Genomic DNA, 14,885 nt, shown 5'->3' with positions numbered 1-14,885 from the left:
TGTCTATACTAATGGACGTCCGCCATTAACATTAGTATGAACGAAGAACGAATACTTTACCTCTTTACCCGAAAACTTGCGGGTACCCTTACTTCTGACGAATCAACTGAACTGGAATCATTGCTGATACTTCATCCGGCAATGGTGCAGAAGCTACAGTTGCTTGAGCAATTCTGGAATGATCGTACACAAACCAGCACGGTCAATGTAGAAGTGTCTCTGCAAAAAGTAATGCGTCAGATCCATGCCTTACCAGCCGAAGCAGAATTTGTGGAAGAGAAAGATAGTGCTATTAGTATAGGTAAAACCTCCTGGTCAGTGTGGCGATGGCTATCAGCTGCAGCTATTGTCGGACTTGTATTGGTTAGCGCTTGGGTAGGGTATCAGTATAGTGGTTTGAGTAGACATATTTCTTTGATTGAAAAGAAAAATGCGAAAGGGGTAAAAAGTACCATTGAGTTACCCGACGGTAGTAAGATATGGCTTAATGCCGATAGTCGGATAACCTATCCGCAGGCATTTAATGAAAAAACACGGGAAGTACATCTGTATGGAGAAGCCTTCTTTGACATTCGGAAAAATCCTTCCAAGCCTTTTATTATTCACCTGACACAGGGTACAGTGCGGGTACTGGGTACCTCGTTCAACATTCGGGCATATGAAGATGAAGACAAGATTGAAACCTCGGTAGCTACCGGAAAGGTGGCTTTCATTCCCAAAGCAGCAACACAGCTAACTAGTGATACAGTATTTCTCAGACCTAATCAGAAAGTCCTTTATAGTTTTCGCTCAGGTAGGCTTATCACACAAGCTACTCAGAGCACGGACGACAAAGCTTGGATTGAGGGTCGCCTGATTTTCAAGTCGATGACACTGGAAGAGATTGCACAGCAGCTAGCACGTAACTTTGGTAAGAAAGTCGTTTTTCGCAGCGAAGAGGCTAAAAAGTATCGGCTCACGGGAGCATTTTCCAACAATACGTTGGAAGAAATAATGTTTTATCTCTCTAAAACCAGGGATTTTAGCTATCAGATTACCAATGAAGAACTGGTGATTGGCGAAAATTCCCAGCAGCCCGGTATATCTGAAGAAACAGACCAATAAAACACACAAAGAAAATTTTATTGGAGTATGAGATACTATTTCTAAAAGGCAACTCTCACTGTTGCCTTATTTAAAAATCACTTCTTAATCCTTACGAAAAATGCTACAATTTTCTACTCATCCCCGTTATCACTTACTCCGGTGCAGCTGGTTTGGGTGTTTTCTGGGTTTTGGCTTGCTTACCACACATGCACAGATAGCCTCATCGGCACCCTTGCGAAAGTATAGTCAAAGTAGTATAACGCTACAAGGGAATACATCGTTGCAGGAATCTACCATTACTCTACAAGTATCCAATGAAAAGTTAAGTTCGGTATTTGACAGAATTGAGAAGCAAAGTCATTTTGTGTTTGTCTACTCAAATGATGAGATAAATACTACACAACGCATCAGCTTGCATGTACAGCAAAAGCAATTAAATGAAGTTCTCAATGAGTTGTCTGGAAAGTTTGGATTTACATTTGAGATCCTAAAAGACAAAATTATTCTAAAAGGAAATGCTGAGTCTAAGGCTAGTGATCAGGCACACACCATATTGCCTGGTGAAATGCTCAATTCCCTGGAAGCTCGGCTTAATGCTACCCGTTCGCAATTTGCAGACATTACCATTACAGGAAAAGTTATCAGCGAAAATGGAGAAGGAATGCCTGGGGTAAGTGTTTCTATTAAAGGCACGACCATAGGTGCGTCTACTACCGTAGATGGTTCATATACGCTAAAAGTACCTGACAGCCAGGCGAATGGTGTATTAGTGTTTTCCTTTATTGGCTATGTGTCCGAGGAAGTGGCTATTTCTGGCCGTACAAAAATTGATATTACATTGCTACCAGATATTCAGTCATTGAGTGAGGTAGTTGTAGTAGGGTATGGTACCCAACAACGTAAAGATTTGACTTCTTCAGTAGCTACACTTGGGAAAACAGATATTGAAAGTCGTCCGACTACGAATGCCTACCAGGCCATGCAAGGACTGGCAGCCAATGTGACTATTCAGCAAAATACGGCTGAGCCTGGAGCTGTACCTGTATTCAACATTCGTGGTGTAGGATCTTTTTCATCCAACAACGAACCGCTCATCATCATTGACGGACTCATTGCCGGAAGTTTAGGAATGGCCAATTTAAATCCAAATGATATTGAGAACATTACGATTCTAAAAGATGCCTCCTCTGCAGCTATTTATGGTTCGCAAGCCGGTAGTGGAGTAGTTTTAATTACGACCAAAAAAGGTAAAACTGATCAGAAACCGACTGTTCGCTATAGCACCCTGATTGGCTGGCAAAATCCAACTACATTACCCAAAGCGGTAGAGGGATGGGAGTTTATGACCCTGAAAAACGAAGCATTGATAAACAGTAGTCTATCTCCACAGTTTTCTCCTCAACAGATTCAGGAACAACGTGAGAAAGGTTCCTATCCCTGGATGCTTGACGAAGAATTTCGCAAAAACGCTCCACAGATCAAACACGATCTGTCTGTGAGTGGTGGTGGAAAAAACACTACCTATATGGCTTCATTTGGCTATCTGGATCAGGACAACATGCTCAATAACAAATATGTGCGTGATGCCGGCAATGAGTTTTACTACAAACGCTACAATGCCCGCCTGAATCTGACTACGCAAATCAATAAGATGCTCTCGGTAACAGTGAATACCGCCTATGCTAAAGCATCTACCCGTAGTACGCCATTTTCAATGGGAAATATTATACGTGATGCTTTGCGCACACCACGTATCTATCCATTGGTAAATGAAGATGGTACATTTCCTACTACTGCTAGCTTTTCCAATAATAACCTGGCGCTACTCTCTCAAGGTGGGTTTAATCTGATGGAAACAGATAATCTGGTGGGTACACTGGATGCTACCCTTACTCCACTGGAAGGCTTACGCTTTAATATGAATATGTCCGGAAATTTCTTCCAGTATAATCAGCAGACACAGATTCGTGCCTTTACCTACAGTTCACCCTATCCATCTGATCCGCCACGAAATAATGAACAGGTGAAACAAGCTTGGAGAGATTATAATACCAATATTTATTTCACAGGGCAGTATGAAAAACAGATAGGTAAACATAGTGCCAAAGTGCTGGCTGGCTACCGAAGTGACTACTCTTCATCTACTAGTTTTAATTATGAAGGGAAATTTTACCCTGAGCTCTATTCACGTCAGCTAAATGGAGTACCTTTGAATAGCTCATTGGTTTTGCAGGGAGATTTTTTGAGAAATGCACAAGGGCAGATTCAAGGAGGTATAACAGATTATGCACGTATGGCAAATCCTCAGCTGGGTGTATTAAATTCTGTTTTCGGTCGTCTGAACTACGGGTATGGTGATCGTTACCTGTTTGAGTTTACCTGGCGTTATGATGGCTCTTCCAAACTGGCTCCTCAAAGTCGTTGGTTATTTTACCCGGCAGCTTCGGTTGCTTGGCGATTAACTAGCGAGCCATTTATGGGTGATATTGCCGATCGGTTTGGAACTGTTAAAATACGTGCTTCTTACGGGAAAGTTGGCAACTCAGGTATTGGCGGTTACTTATTTATTCCTCGTATATCACCAGTAAGTGGTGCGTATACCTTTAATAATGTGAGTGTAGGAGGCGTGAATATTCAACCATTTAATCCTGAGCTGCGCTGGGCTTCAGTAACCAATGCAAATATAGGCGCTGACTTTGAATTGTTGAAAAACAGCCTGACAGTGTCGCTGGATTATTTCCGTTCAATTAATGAAGGCAATTATTATGCTCCTGTGGTTCCGGGTACTTTCGGACAAAGCTCGCCTGTGCAGAACTTTGCAACCGTACTTAACCGGGGCTGGGAAATTGCTGCTACCTACAATCTGGTAACCGGCCCTGTAAAGCACTCATTCTCTGCTAATCTGGCAGATAACTTTAATACCATTCAGAAGCTTGGAACTGATGAAATCAATGAAGCGGATTCCCGAACTATTCAACGCGAAAGATTTCCCATTTCCTCATACTATATGTATAAAAATGATGGATTGTTCCAGACCTATGAGCAAATCCAGAATTCAGCCTTACAACCTTTTGCACAGAATGGACAACCACAGCCCGGTGACATTAAGTTTGTCGATAAAAATGGGGATGGGGTGATTGATGCCAATGACCGGTTTATCATGGGTAATCCGTTTCCACGTTATACTTATGGATTTACCTACCGGGCTTCATACAAAGGTATTGATCTGACTATCTTCCTGCAAGGTGTTGGCCAACGGTCTCAGTATTTGCGCGGTGATGCAGTGGAAGCTTTTCACAACAACGAAGAGCATTTGTATGTACAGCATAAAGACCGTTGGACTCCTACTAATCCAGGTGCTACCTATCCACGGCTAACAGCTACCGTAGGTGCCAATAGTAATAATGTGGTGTATTCAGATTATTGGTTGTATGATACACGTTATCTGCGGGTGAAAAACCTCCAAGTTGGCTACTCTTTCCCAAAAGAATGGCTAGATAAGGTAAGTATAGGATCGGCGCGTATTTATGTATCTGGACAGAATCTGCTTACCTGGGTGCCTCAGCGTTTTCGTCGATTGGGTATCGATCCGGAATTTACCCAGTTTGGTAATAATCTTTCTTATCCTATTGCCAATTATTCCGCCATTGCAGGACGTAGCTACCCTAACAGTCGTGTTGTAGCCATTGGTCTGGATGTAAGCTTCTAATACAGGTATGCCGAAAAATAGTATAGCTGAAAAGTGGAAAAAACGGCAGCCTTCTTTTGCAATGACTATTCATTTTTGTAGACATTCTTTCGACATGAAAAAATATATTTTATTAACCACATTTGTACTGTTCGCCTTGCAGAGTTGCCATAAACTGGAGGTTGGCTTGGCAAACGATCTAAACGAAAAAGACTTCTGGAAAACGGATGCTGATGCCCTGGCAGTGATGGCGTCGTGTTATGCTAGTATGGGTAGTGCCGAAGGTTTTTTCTATACCGAATCACTGAGTGATAATTCATTTACCCGGCAAAGTGATCGTTACGGTGGGGCTAAACAAATAGCTAGTGGGAGTTATGACCCATCATTACCTCTGTTAAAGAATGAATGGACTGATCGGTATACTTCTATTCGTAAATGCAACCAGTTTTTAGCTAACGTATCGCGGGTAACTGCACTATCAGAAACTCAACTCAAACGGTATCAGGCTGAGGTGCGGTTTATTCGGGCTTATTCCTATTTCTTACTGGCAACCTGGTATGGTGATGTTCCGTTTTTTACTAATGTATTGACCATTTCTGAGTCTCAAAGTATTGCTCGCACTCCTAAAGCGGAAGTGATTGAGTTTATAATTAGTGAACTGGAAGGCATTCAGGCTGATCTGCCGATTAACACGGCTTTGCCTGCTGCTGAAAATGGACGGGTAACACGTGGTGCAGCTATTGCCCTAAAAGCTCGTGTAAATTTGTTTGATGGTAACTGGCAGGCAGCCGCAACAGCTTGTGAGGAATTAATTGGCAAACCGGAAAATGGAACATACAGCTTGTTCCCTTCCTATGCAGGTATCTTTACAGTTGCTAATGAATACAACTCAGAGGTTATTTTTGATTTACAGTTTGGCGCCAATCGATTGTATGATACTCAGCGTTTCTTTGTTCCTGTAACAATTGGACTACGTACGGATATCATGCCTACACAAGCTTTGGTCGATAATTACATCACAACCAATGGAAAAGCGATACAGGAAGCAGGGTCAGGCTATGATGCCAGCAATCCGTTTGCCAATCGTGATCCACGACTGGCTGCTACGATTGCTACAGATGGTTCCAAATATCCTAACTTTGCTTTTAACTCACCTGCTGAGATCGAGGTTAAAACGCTGCCTAATACATCTCCCAATGATGTCCTACAGCCATTTGCTTCTGCTACAGGCTATTACTGGCGTAAGTACTTTGATCCTACTGCCACGTCACCAGGTAATTCGGGGCTGAACCTGATCTATTTGCGTTATGCGGATGTGTTATTGATGTATGCTGAAGCTAAAAACGAATTGAATCAGTTGACAGCTACTGTATGGGACCAGACCATTGGCGCGCTTCGTCGTCGTGCAGGATTTACAGATAGTGGTGCGTTAAACTTCCCTAATGCACAGCAGGCCGCTTTGCGGGATATTGTACGACGGGAGCGTCGTTCAGAGCTAGCTTTTGAATCACTGCGTATATTTGATATTCGTCGCTGGAAAATTGCTGAGACTGTACTGAATACTCAGGTCAAAGGTATTGCCATTCCAGGAAATGAACTGCCTAAAGATGCCAATGGCAATATTCTGGTTGAATCCAGGGTATTTGATCCTTCCAAGCATTATTTATGGCCTATTCCACAACTGGAACGTGACCAGAACAAAAACTTACAACAAAACCCCGGTTGGGGACAGTAAACAAATCGGCAGATACAGCCTTGTTTCCTGTTGAGCAAGCTTTATCTGCCTAAACTTTACCTTTTGAATCGATCGATTATGACAAAAATACATTCGTTTCTTTCATGGATTGTTTTGCTGATGCTGGGGGCTATGGTGAGTTGTCAGGATGAGTCAAAGGATCTAGATCTGACGTTGACACCAGCAAATATTCTATTCACACCAGCCGACAATATTTCGGTAAAACTTCAGCCGACTACTTCAGCCTCTGTAGTATTTGAGTGGGAGCAGGCCAAAGCGGAAGATGGCACACTGGTATTATACGAAGTGTTGTTTGACAAAGAAAATGGCGATTTCTCCAATCCGGTAGCTGTCGTTTTATCTGACGGAAGTGGCGCTCAAAATCGTTTGACACTGAGCCACAAAAACCTGAATAAGATTGCAGCAACAGCGGGCATTGCCTCACTAACAAGTGGCAAACTGAAATGGACAGTAACTTCTTCCAAAGGGCCTAACATTGTGCAGTCTACCAATGCACGCACCTTATCAGTGGACCGTCCTGCTGGTTTCGCAGAGGTTCCAACAACGGCTTATTTGACAGGTTCTGCTACAGAGACAGGGACTGATATTTCCAAGGCTTTGCCATTAAAGAAGACTAGCGAAGGTATATTTGAGATTTTTACTTCGCTTAAGGCAGGAAGTTTTAAAATTGTAAGTGGTACTACTAATGATGCAAAAGTTTTTTCGGCAACCAATAACTTGAGTGCACTTGCAGAAGGTGGCGAAACTACCATTGAAGGTGATACCAAGCTATACCGGCTGGAGTTTGACTTTAATAATGCAGCTATGACAGCTACTGAAATTACGGAGGTAGGCTTATGGATTGCTGCTCAGAATAAGGTGACAGTAACGCTGCCTTACGTTGGTAACAGCACCTGGAAGATAGAAAATACGCCTATTGAATTCTTTCAGTTTGACTGGGGTCGTGATGAACGGTATAAGTTTCGTCTGAAAACAAAAGCTAATGGAGAGGAGAGCGAGATCTGGTATGCCAGTCAAAGTTCAGATAATTCCCGCCCGGTAACAGGAACACCTGCCTCATACTTTTATCTGACACCCAAACCTGCCAGTCAGTGGGATTATAGCTACAAGTTTGCCTCAGAGGTGGATAAAAGTAATGTAGATATCACGGTTTATTTTCAGCCTACTGCAGAATACACACACAAGGTGGTTGTGCGGTAATTAATTCTAACAGAACAATGCTTAGAAAACAATATATATCCCTACTATTTACAGGAATACTGGCAGTGCTTATTGGACTGCCATCCTGTAACAAAGATGACGATCCCAATCTGAACCTGACTGCACCGGATAGTTTACGGGTACCAACTGACAATGCTTTTGTCAAGTTAAATCCTACAACCAATGCATCAATCATATTCGAATGGAAGCCGGGTGTAGCTGCTGATGGCTCTCTGGTGATGTATGAACTCGCGTTTGACAAAGAAGATGGCGATTTTTCTAATCCGGTTTATAAAATGGCTTCGGACGGGAATGGTGGACAGAACAGAGCTACGCTTTCACACAAGGATTTGAATAAGGTGGCCAATCTGGCTGGTATCGCTTCGCTTGCTAAAGGAAAGTTGAAATGGACGGTGCTGGCTTCCAAAGGAAATAATGTGCAGAAATCATCTGCAAGTCGGGTTCTGGAAGTAGAACGTCCTGCCGGTTTTTCGGAAATTCCTGCGGATGTATATATCACAGGTGATGCCACTGAGTATGGTGCCGAGCTAAGCCAGGCAGGTCGTTTAAAACAGATCCGGGCTGGTGAGTTTGAGATTTATACAGCGTTAAAAGCCGGTACGTATCATTTTGTCAATAAGAAAAGTGGAACACCTGTATCCTTCTCTATTACAGGTAACCTGATTCAGGAAGATGGCGAAACTACAGTAACGGGTGGTGCCAAAGTATATCGCATCAATCTGGATTTTAATAATGCTGCTGCCAAACTAACCGAAATCAAAGAAGTTGGATTGTGGTTCTCGCCTAAAAAACAGGTGATTGTCACACTGCCCTATATAGGAAAAGGGGTCTGGAAAGTTGCCAATACCCCAATTGAGTTTTTTCAGGAAAGTTGGGGTCGCGACGAACGATATAAGTTTCGCCTGACAACAAAAGAAGGAAGCAGTGCTGATGCAATGGAATTTATGGGCAGTGTCAATGCAGATAATCAGCGACCTACCTCCAGTACGCCAGCTAGTTACTTTTATCTGGTACCTGTCAATAATTCGGATTATGATTACGCCTTCAAATTCCGTAGTGAAGCAGACAAGTCAAATGCTGATGTTACTGTTTTTCTGAGTCCGGATGTAGATGCGTATACTCATGAAATAACCGTGAAATAACATTTTAGACTACATATAATCACAAATGGTATCCAAAGGCAACAACGAACCTGTTGTATTTGTCAATGGAGCTTTATTACAAGGGGTTACCCAAGTGAACATCGGGCAGCTTGTCCGATGTTCCTTTTCCCTTATCTGTTTTATTATTTGTCTTTACTTAGCATCTCTTTCTTTTCTGGTATGGCAATTTTCCCTAGATCATTTATACATAAAGCTGTTTTTGCTGCTTCATTTCTTTTGTTGGGTTCACTAACGTCTTGCTTTAAGGCACCTGACGACCCAATGACCAACACAGGTGGCAATTCAAACAATAACCGAACCTACAACTGGACGGCTATTGCCGATAGTGCCCAGTTAGGACTTAACTCGCATTACTGGTATGCTTCTGGTAAATTCTTTACCATGCAGATGGGAGGCGCTGCCTTTAATAGTAACTATTGGCCCAATGCACATGCACTCGATGTACTGACCGATGCCTATCTTCGTAAAGACAAGGATGCGACCATTAAACAACAAATGGATGCGTTGATTGAAGGGGTAAAGGCTGCCAATGGCAATAGCTACATTAATTACTATTATGATGATATGTCGTGGATGATGGTGGCTAGCCTGCGCGCTTATGTGGCTACAGGTGATGAACGTTTCAAAAGTGTGGCTGATGTTTTGTGGACCGATGTGAAAGGAGGATGGGATAATGTGACTGGTGGAGGTTTATACTGGCGCAAGGATAGGGCTAATAAAAGTACTCCTGCAAGTGGACCAGCTTGTGTCTTTGCAGCACGGTTATATCAGGTTACCAAAAATGCAGATGATCTGGCATGGGCAACTAAGCTATACAACTGGCTGCGGACAAATATGATCCAGTCCAATGGCGATGTATGGGATGGTATTAATACAAGTGTCACTCCTTATGAGCCCGATACCCGGTTGTTTACCTATAACTACGGAACTGTGCTCGGGAGTGCCCTTGAACTCTACAAAATCACTAATGACATTAGTTACCAAAGCGATGCTATATTAATTGCCGATGCCGCTCTGGCTCGACTTACCCGAGAGAATGTGTTGGTTAATGGTGATACTGGCGATGGTGGGTTATTTAATGGCATCTTTGTGCGCTACCTTACCCGTTTGATTATCGAAGGAGACTTGCCTTCTACCAAACGAACCAATTATATCAATTTCTTGAAAATTAATGCACAAACGCTTTGGTCTAAAGGAACTACCATGCCTGACATTCTTTTTGGTCCCGATTGGAAAGTAGCACCTGGATTAACTACCAGCTTAACACCTCAACTTAGTGGAGTTATGCTGATGGAGGCTATGGCAGAACTGAAAAAACAAAGTTTGGTGAATTAAGATAGTTCGTTCACACCAATGCAAAGTAAGGTCAGTGAAATAGCTACAACACATCGCAATGGATGGTTGTGAAGAATACTTTACAACCATCCATTGTACACTTTTGAAACGGAAATATACTTTCAAACCATGCATAAATTTAGTAAAACTATTTCTGGTAGCTTACGGGTAGCTATTACAGTGTGTTGTTGGATGGGGATGGTGGGATTTATGACTGTCATAGCTAACGGCCAGACAAAAAGCCAAACCAAGCCTACCACTAGTGGTAAGGGACAGTCTGGTAGTAAGTCAACAGGTAAGGTACAGACAACAGGAGTGACTCGTTATGTAAATACTTTTGTAGGAACAGCTCCACTTACTGATCCAAAAATTCTTGGATACAAGCTCCCTGAAGGTTGGCGGTCTTGGGCAGGATTAACTTTTCCGGGTAGCTCTCTTCCCAATGCCATGGTTCAACTGAGTCCGATGACCCGCTATCAGCCAGCCGGAGCAGGTTATCAGTATGAAGACTCAGTGATTGTAAGTTTTACTCATACCAACAAAGGGCACTGGAACCTGGGGAATATTCCCATTTTACCACTTCCTCAATCCGCTTCTCCTTCTATTTCTGGAAAGGTAGGCGAGGATAAGAATAATACTGAACTGATTTATGGCTCCAGGTTTACTCATGGCAATGAACGTTCGTCACCTGGTTTTTACCAGGTCTATCTGGAAGACTACCAAATCCAAGCTGATTTGACCTCAACCTTGCGATGTGGCTATCATCGGTATACATTCAAAAATAATACAGGCAGAAAGATCCTGTTTGATCTCTCCAAAGCTCTTAGTCGGGTATCAACCTGGACTATCGAGCAGGCTGGCCCAAAAGCTGTGCAGGGGTTTCAGAGTGGAGAAAATGTGTATTTCTATGCTGTATTCAACACCAATATTGAGAAGCTGGAAGTTAAGGATGCCGGTACTAAATCAGGTTTTGCCATTGTACATTTAGCTAATGGTAGTAAGGGTCCTGTCGATCTTAAAATTGGCTTATCCTTCGTGAGTGCTGCCAATGCTAAACAAAATCTGGAACAGGAGATTGGTACCAAGTCATTTGAAACCATTCGCCAGCAGGCAAGCCAGCAATGGGAAACACTCCTGTCTCAGATACAGATAAAAGGAGGAACACCTGCACAGAAAGAAATGTTGTATTCCTGTCTGTACCGTTCCTTGCTTTGGCCTGCACTACGTAGCGATGTAAACGGTGAGTATACTGATGCCAAAAGACAGAAAGCAAAAGCAGACTTTGATTACTACACGGAGCCCTCTCTATGGGATACTTACCGCAACAAGGATGTACTGCTGGGGTTGATATCTCCTAAGGTAGCCCTGAATGTAATTAAATCCATGAAAGATGTAGGAGAGAAAACAGGTGTGATGCCTACCTTTTTTCATGGAGATCATGGTACCTCATCCATTGCCGGAGCTTATCTACGGGGTATTGACGGATTTGATGTGAAAGCAACGTATCAGCTATTATTAAAAAATGCTACAGTTCCTGGACCTGCACGTCCCTACCTGACCGAGTACATGGAAAAAGGGTATATTTCTGACCCTGACGTTGCTAATCCACATGTAGAAACCAAAGCCAAGGCAGGTGTGTCTAAAACACTTGAGTACTCCTATGATGATTACTCGCTGGCACAGATAGCAAAAAAGCTAGGTGATTCTGCTAATTATAAAATGCTGATAACCCGGTCAAAGAATTATAAAAACATGTTTGATCCTTCCACCCGTTTTATGAGAGGGCGATTGGAAAATGGAGAGTGGATCAGAAACTTTAATCCGCAATATCCTTATTATGAATATATGTATCGGGAGGGTAATGCCTGGCAACTGTCTTTCTTTGCTCCACATGATATGCAAGGACTGATTAACCTATATGGAGGTGCGAAAGGATTTGAATCCAAACTCGACTCCTTGTTTATTGTACCCTGGAATCCAACGTATATCGCACGAAATGTAGAGACAATGATTGGTCAGTACTGCCATGGCAATCAACCTGATCATGAAGCCCCTTTTGGGTATTACTTTATTGGCAAACCTGAGAAAACTCAGAAGATACTCGATTATATTTTGAATAATCTATATGGTATAAAGGACGGACTAACGCTGGCAGGAATGGATGATGCCGGTGAAATGTCTGCCTGGTATGTACTCAACGCATTAGGATTATATACCTTTTCAGCCACAGATCCGGAGTATCTGGTTACTGTACCGCTTTTTGATCAGGTCAACTGGAAAACCTCTACTGGCAAACAACTGGTAATTCGTAAACCATCTTCAGGGAGGGATTTAACTTCTATACAGGTTAATGGCAAAACAAATCAGGGGTATTTTGTATCACATGATCTGTTTACAAAAGGAGGTACAATTACGGTTCAGACGAAATAGAATCTATAGTTTGGAGTATGACAGATTTTCTGTAGCCAGAGAGTCATAGTATTTAACTACTGAGCTTTTCTCAAAACAGCTCAGCAAATAAAGTCAACATTCTTCTTAGAGTATCAAAGGCTATGACTTATCAAGTTATAGCCTTTTTTCTATTCAGTTTCTCTGATAATGGAAAGTAGTAGACCGATACGTATGAAATTGAAAAGTTAAAAGACTACTTTTCTAAAAAAAACTCTTGTAGAAAATGGAAAATGATAATAGCTTTGCCTGACATCAGATCATCTGACGACTAGCCCGATGCTGCAACGAAAATCCTTAGCTCAAGAAGTAGCCGACCTTATTAAACAAGATATTCAGGCGGGAGTATATAGTGTGAATGAAAAGCTACCTTCTGAGCCAGAGTTAATGAAAAAATTTGGCGTAGGAAGATCTTCTGTGCGTGAAGCTGTCAAGTATCTCGAGCAATCAGGATATGTCAATGTAGTACAGGGGGTTGGAACACACGTTATTAGCACCACCGGACATCAATCACTTGTAAGTACCCTTCAGCAAGCGGATTTGACTGAATTATTAGAAGTACGACAGTTTCTTGAGACAAAGATTGTTGAAAAAGCCGCTTTAAACCGCAACGAAGACCAGTTAGAAAGAATGCATGTTGTACTTCAGAAGCGCAACCAGTTTGCCAAGGAAAGTCGGCCTGAAGAAACGGTCAAAGCGGATGTTGAATTTCACACGATTCTTGCCGAAAGTTGTGGAAACCGTCTCTTGTATGAATTGTATAAAGTAGTGTCTGTACACCTCGCTCAATTTTTCACTGAGCGATATCTGGAAACAGAAACCTTTCTAAGAAGCCAAAAGTTGCATGAAGATCTCTTTGTACAGATAAAGGCCCAAAATCCGGTTAAAGCCCTTAAAATTATAAAGCAAATAATTGGAACCGTTTAATTTTTTACTCTAAGTCATCAGATGATCTGATGAGGATGTCTTATGAAAAATACAGCTTCACTTACCTACGCAAGCACTACCACATATAGTATTCTGTTTGCAATTAGTGTTTCCCATTTGCTCAATGATGTGATTCAATCAGTCATTTCTGCCATGTATCCTATGTTAAAGGAAAATTATGCACTCAGCTTTGCGCAGATTGGTATTATCACTCTGGCTTATCAACTTACTGCCTCGATTCTACAGCCTTTCGTTGGTTCTTACATAGACAAAAATCCATTTCCCAAAGCTTTGATATTTGGAATGTGTTTCTCTATGACAGGACTTCTTACTCTGGCTTTCGGACGAAACTTTTATACTATTTTAGGAGCAGTTAGCCTGGTTGGAGTTGGTTCGTCTATTTTCCATCCGGAGGCCTCCAGAGTTGCCCATTTAGCTTCTGGCGGAAAGAAAGGACTTGCCCAGTCTATTTTTCAGGTTGGTGGAAATTTAGGTAGTGCCATTGGTCCATTACTAGCCGCGCTGATAGTTGTTCCCTTAGGGCAATCCTATATTAGTGTATTTGCCATCATGGCTGTTTTCGCTATCATCATTCTTAGCTATGTAAGCAAATGGTATGAAGTGAATATGATCCCTAAGAAATCGCCCAATATGAAACAGGTTGGTGTATCTTCTACTCCTAAATTTACCAAAAATACTATTGCCTATTCCATTGTCATTTTGTTGGGGTTAATGTTCTCGAAGTTTTTCTATATGGCTTCTATGAGCAACTATTACACATTCTTCCTGATTGAGAAGTTTCACCTTACTGTCCAGCAATCACAAATCTACTTGTTTGCCTTTTTGGGGGCTGTTGCTGTTGGGACAATTGCAGGAGGTCCGATTGGCGATCGATATGGGCGAAAAATAGTAATCTGGGCTTCTATTTTAGGTGCGGCACCCTTTGCTATGCTTTTACCCTACGTCAGTTTAGAAATGACCGTTGTATTATCGGTTATTATTGGGTTGTTGATTGCGTCAGCATTTTCAGCTATTCTGGTCTATGCTACAGAATTGATCCCTGGTAAAGTTGGATCTGTTGCAGGACTTTTCTTTGGTCTCTCTTTTGGTATGGGTGGTATAGGTTCTGCTCTATTAGGGTGGCTCGCGGATATGAAAGGAATTATGTATGTCTTTTCTATTACACCATATTTGCTTCTGATAGGATTGGTTGCCTACTTCCTACCAAAAATTGAACGTTAAGCGAATGATAAGTAGACTA

At 42.1% G+C, this 14,885-nt stretch carries 9 protein-coding genes; all 9 read left to right on the top strand.

Going from position 1 to position 14,885, the window contains the following annotated elements; all coding sequences use genetic code 11:
• The first annotated feature begins 36 nt into the window (after window positions 1-36).
• Window positions 37-1,104 carry a FecR family protein gene (locus tag QNI15_RS03500; protein ID WP_314000855.1) on the top strand — a complete coding sequence of 356 codons (1,068 nt, stop codon included), beginning with the start codon at window positions 37-39 and terminating at the stop codon, window positions 1,102-1,104.
• Between the two features lie 100 nt (window positions 1,105-1,204).
• Complete coding sequence (locus QNI15_RS03495; RefSeq protein ID WP_314030536.1) at window positions 1,205-4,795, top strand: SusC/RagA family TonB-linked outer membrane protein; 3,591 nt, start codon at window positions 1,205-1,207, stop codon at window positions 4,793-4,795.
• A gap of 94 nt (window positions 4,796-4,889) precedes the next feature.
• The gene (locus tag QNI15_RS03490; protein ID WP_314030534.1) at window positions 4,890-6,509 is read left to right on the top strand and encodes a RagB/SusD family nutrient uptake outer membrane protein; all 1,620 of its coding nucleotides are present in this window, start codon (window positions 4,890-4,892) and stop codon (window positions 6,507-6,509) included.
• 78 nt (window positions 6,510-6,587) lie between these two features.
• Entirely contained in the window at window positions 6,588-7,730 is a 1,143-nt protein-coding gene (locus tag QNI15_RS03485) for a SusE domain-containing protein (RefSeq protein WP_314000849.1), read from the top strand.
• A gap of 17 nt (window positions 7,731-7,747) precedes the next feature.
• The gene (locus QNI15_RS03480) at window positions 7,748-8,893 is read left to right on the top strand and encodes a SusE domain-containing protein (RefSeq protein ID WP_314000847.1); all 1,146 of its coding nucleotides are present in this window, start codon (window positions 7,748-7,750) and stop codon (window positions 8,891-8,893) included.
• A 180-nt stretch (window positions 8,894-9,073) separates the two neighbouring features.
• On the top strand, window positions 9,074-10,249 hold the full coding sequence (locus QNI15_RS03475) for a glycoside hydrolase family 76 protein (protein WP_314030532.1): 1,176 nt from the start codon (window positions 9,074-9,076) through the stop codon (window positions 10,247-10,249).
• Window positions 10,250-10,378: 129 nt separating this feature from the next.
• On the top strand, window positions 10,379-12,679 hold the full coding sequence (locus tag QNI15_RS03470; RefSeq protein WP_314030530.1) for a GH92 family glycosyl hydrolase: 2,301 nt from the start codon (window positions 10,379-10,381) through the stop codon (window positions 12,677-12,679).
• Window positions 12,680-12,976: 297 nt separating this feature from the next.
• Entirely contained in the window at window positions 12,977-13,624 is a 648-nt protein-coding gene (locus tag QNI15_RS03465) for a FadR/GntR family transcriptional regulator (RefSeq protein ID WP_314000841.1), read from the top strand.
• Between the two features lie 42 nt (window positions 13,625-13,666).
• Complete coding sequence (locus QNI15_RS03460) at window positions 13,667-14,866, top strand: MFS transporter (RefSeq protein WP_314030528.1); 1,200 nt, start codon at window positions 13,667-13,669, stop codon at window positions 14,864-14,866.
• The last annotated feature ends 19 nt before the right edge of the window (window positions 14,867-14,885 follow it).

Source organism: Xanthocytophaga flava (genome assembly GCF_030068545.1).
Lineage (GTDB): Bacteria > Bacteroidota > Bacteroidia > Cytophagales > 172606-1 > Xanthocytophaga > Xanthocytophaga flava.
The sequence above is the reverse complement of the archived record's forward strand: the minus strand, read 5'-3'. Positions and strand labels throughout refer to the sequence as shown.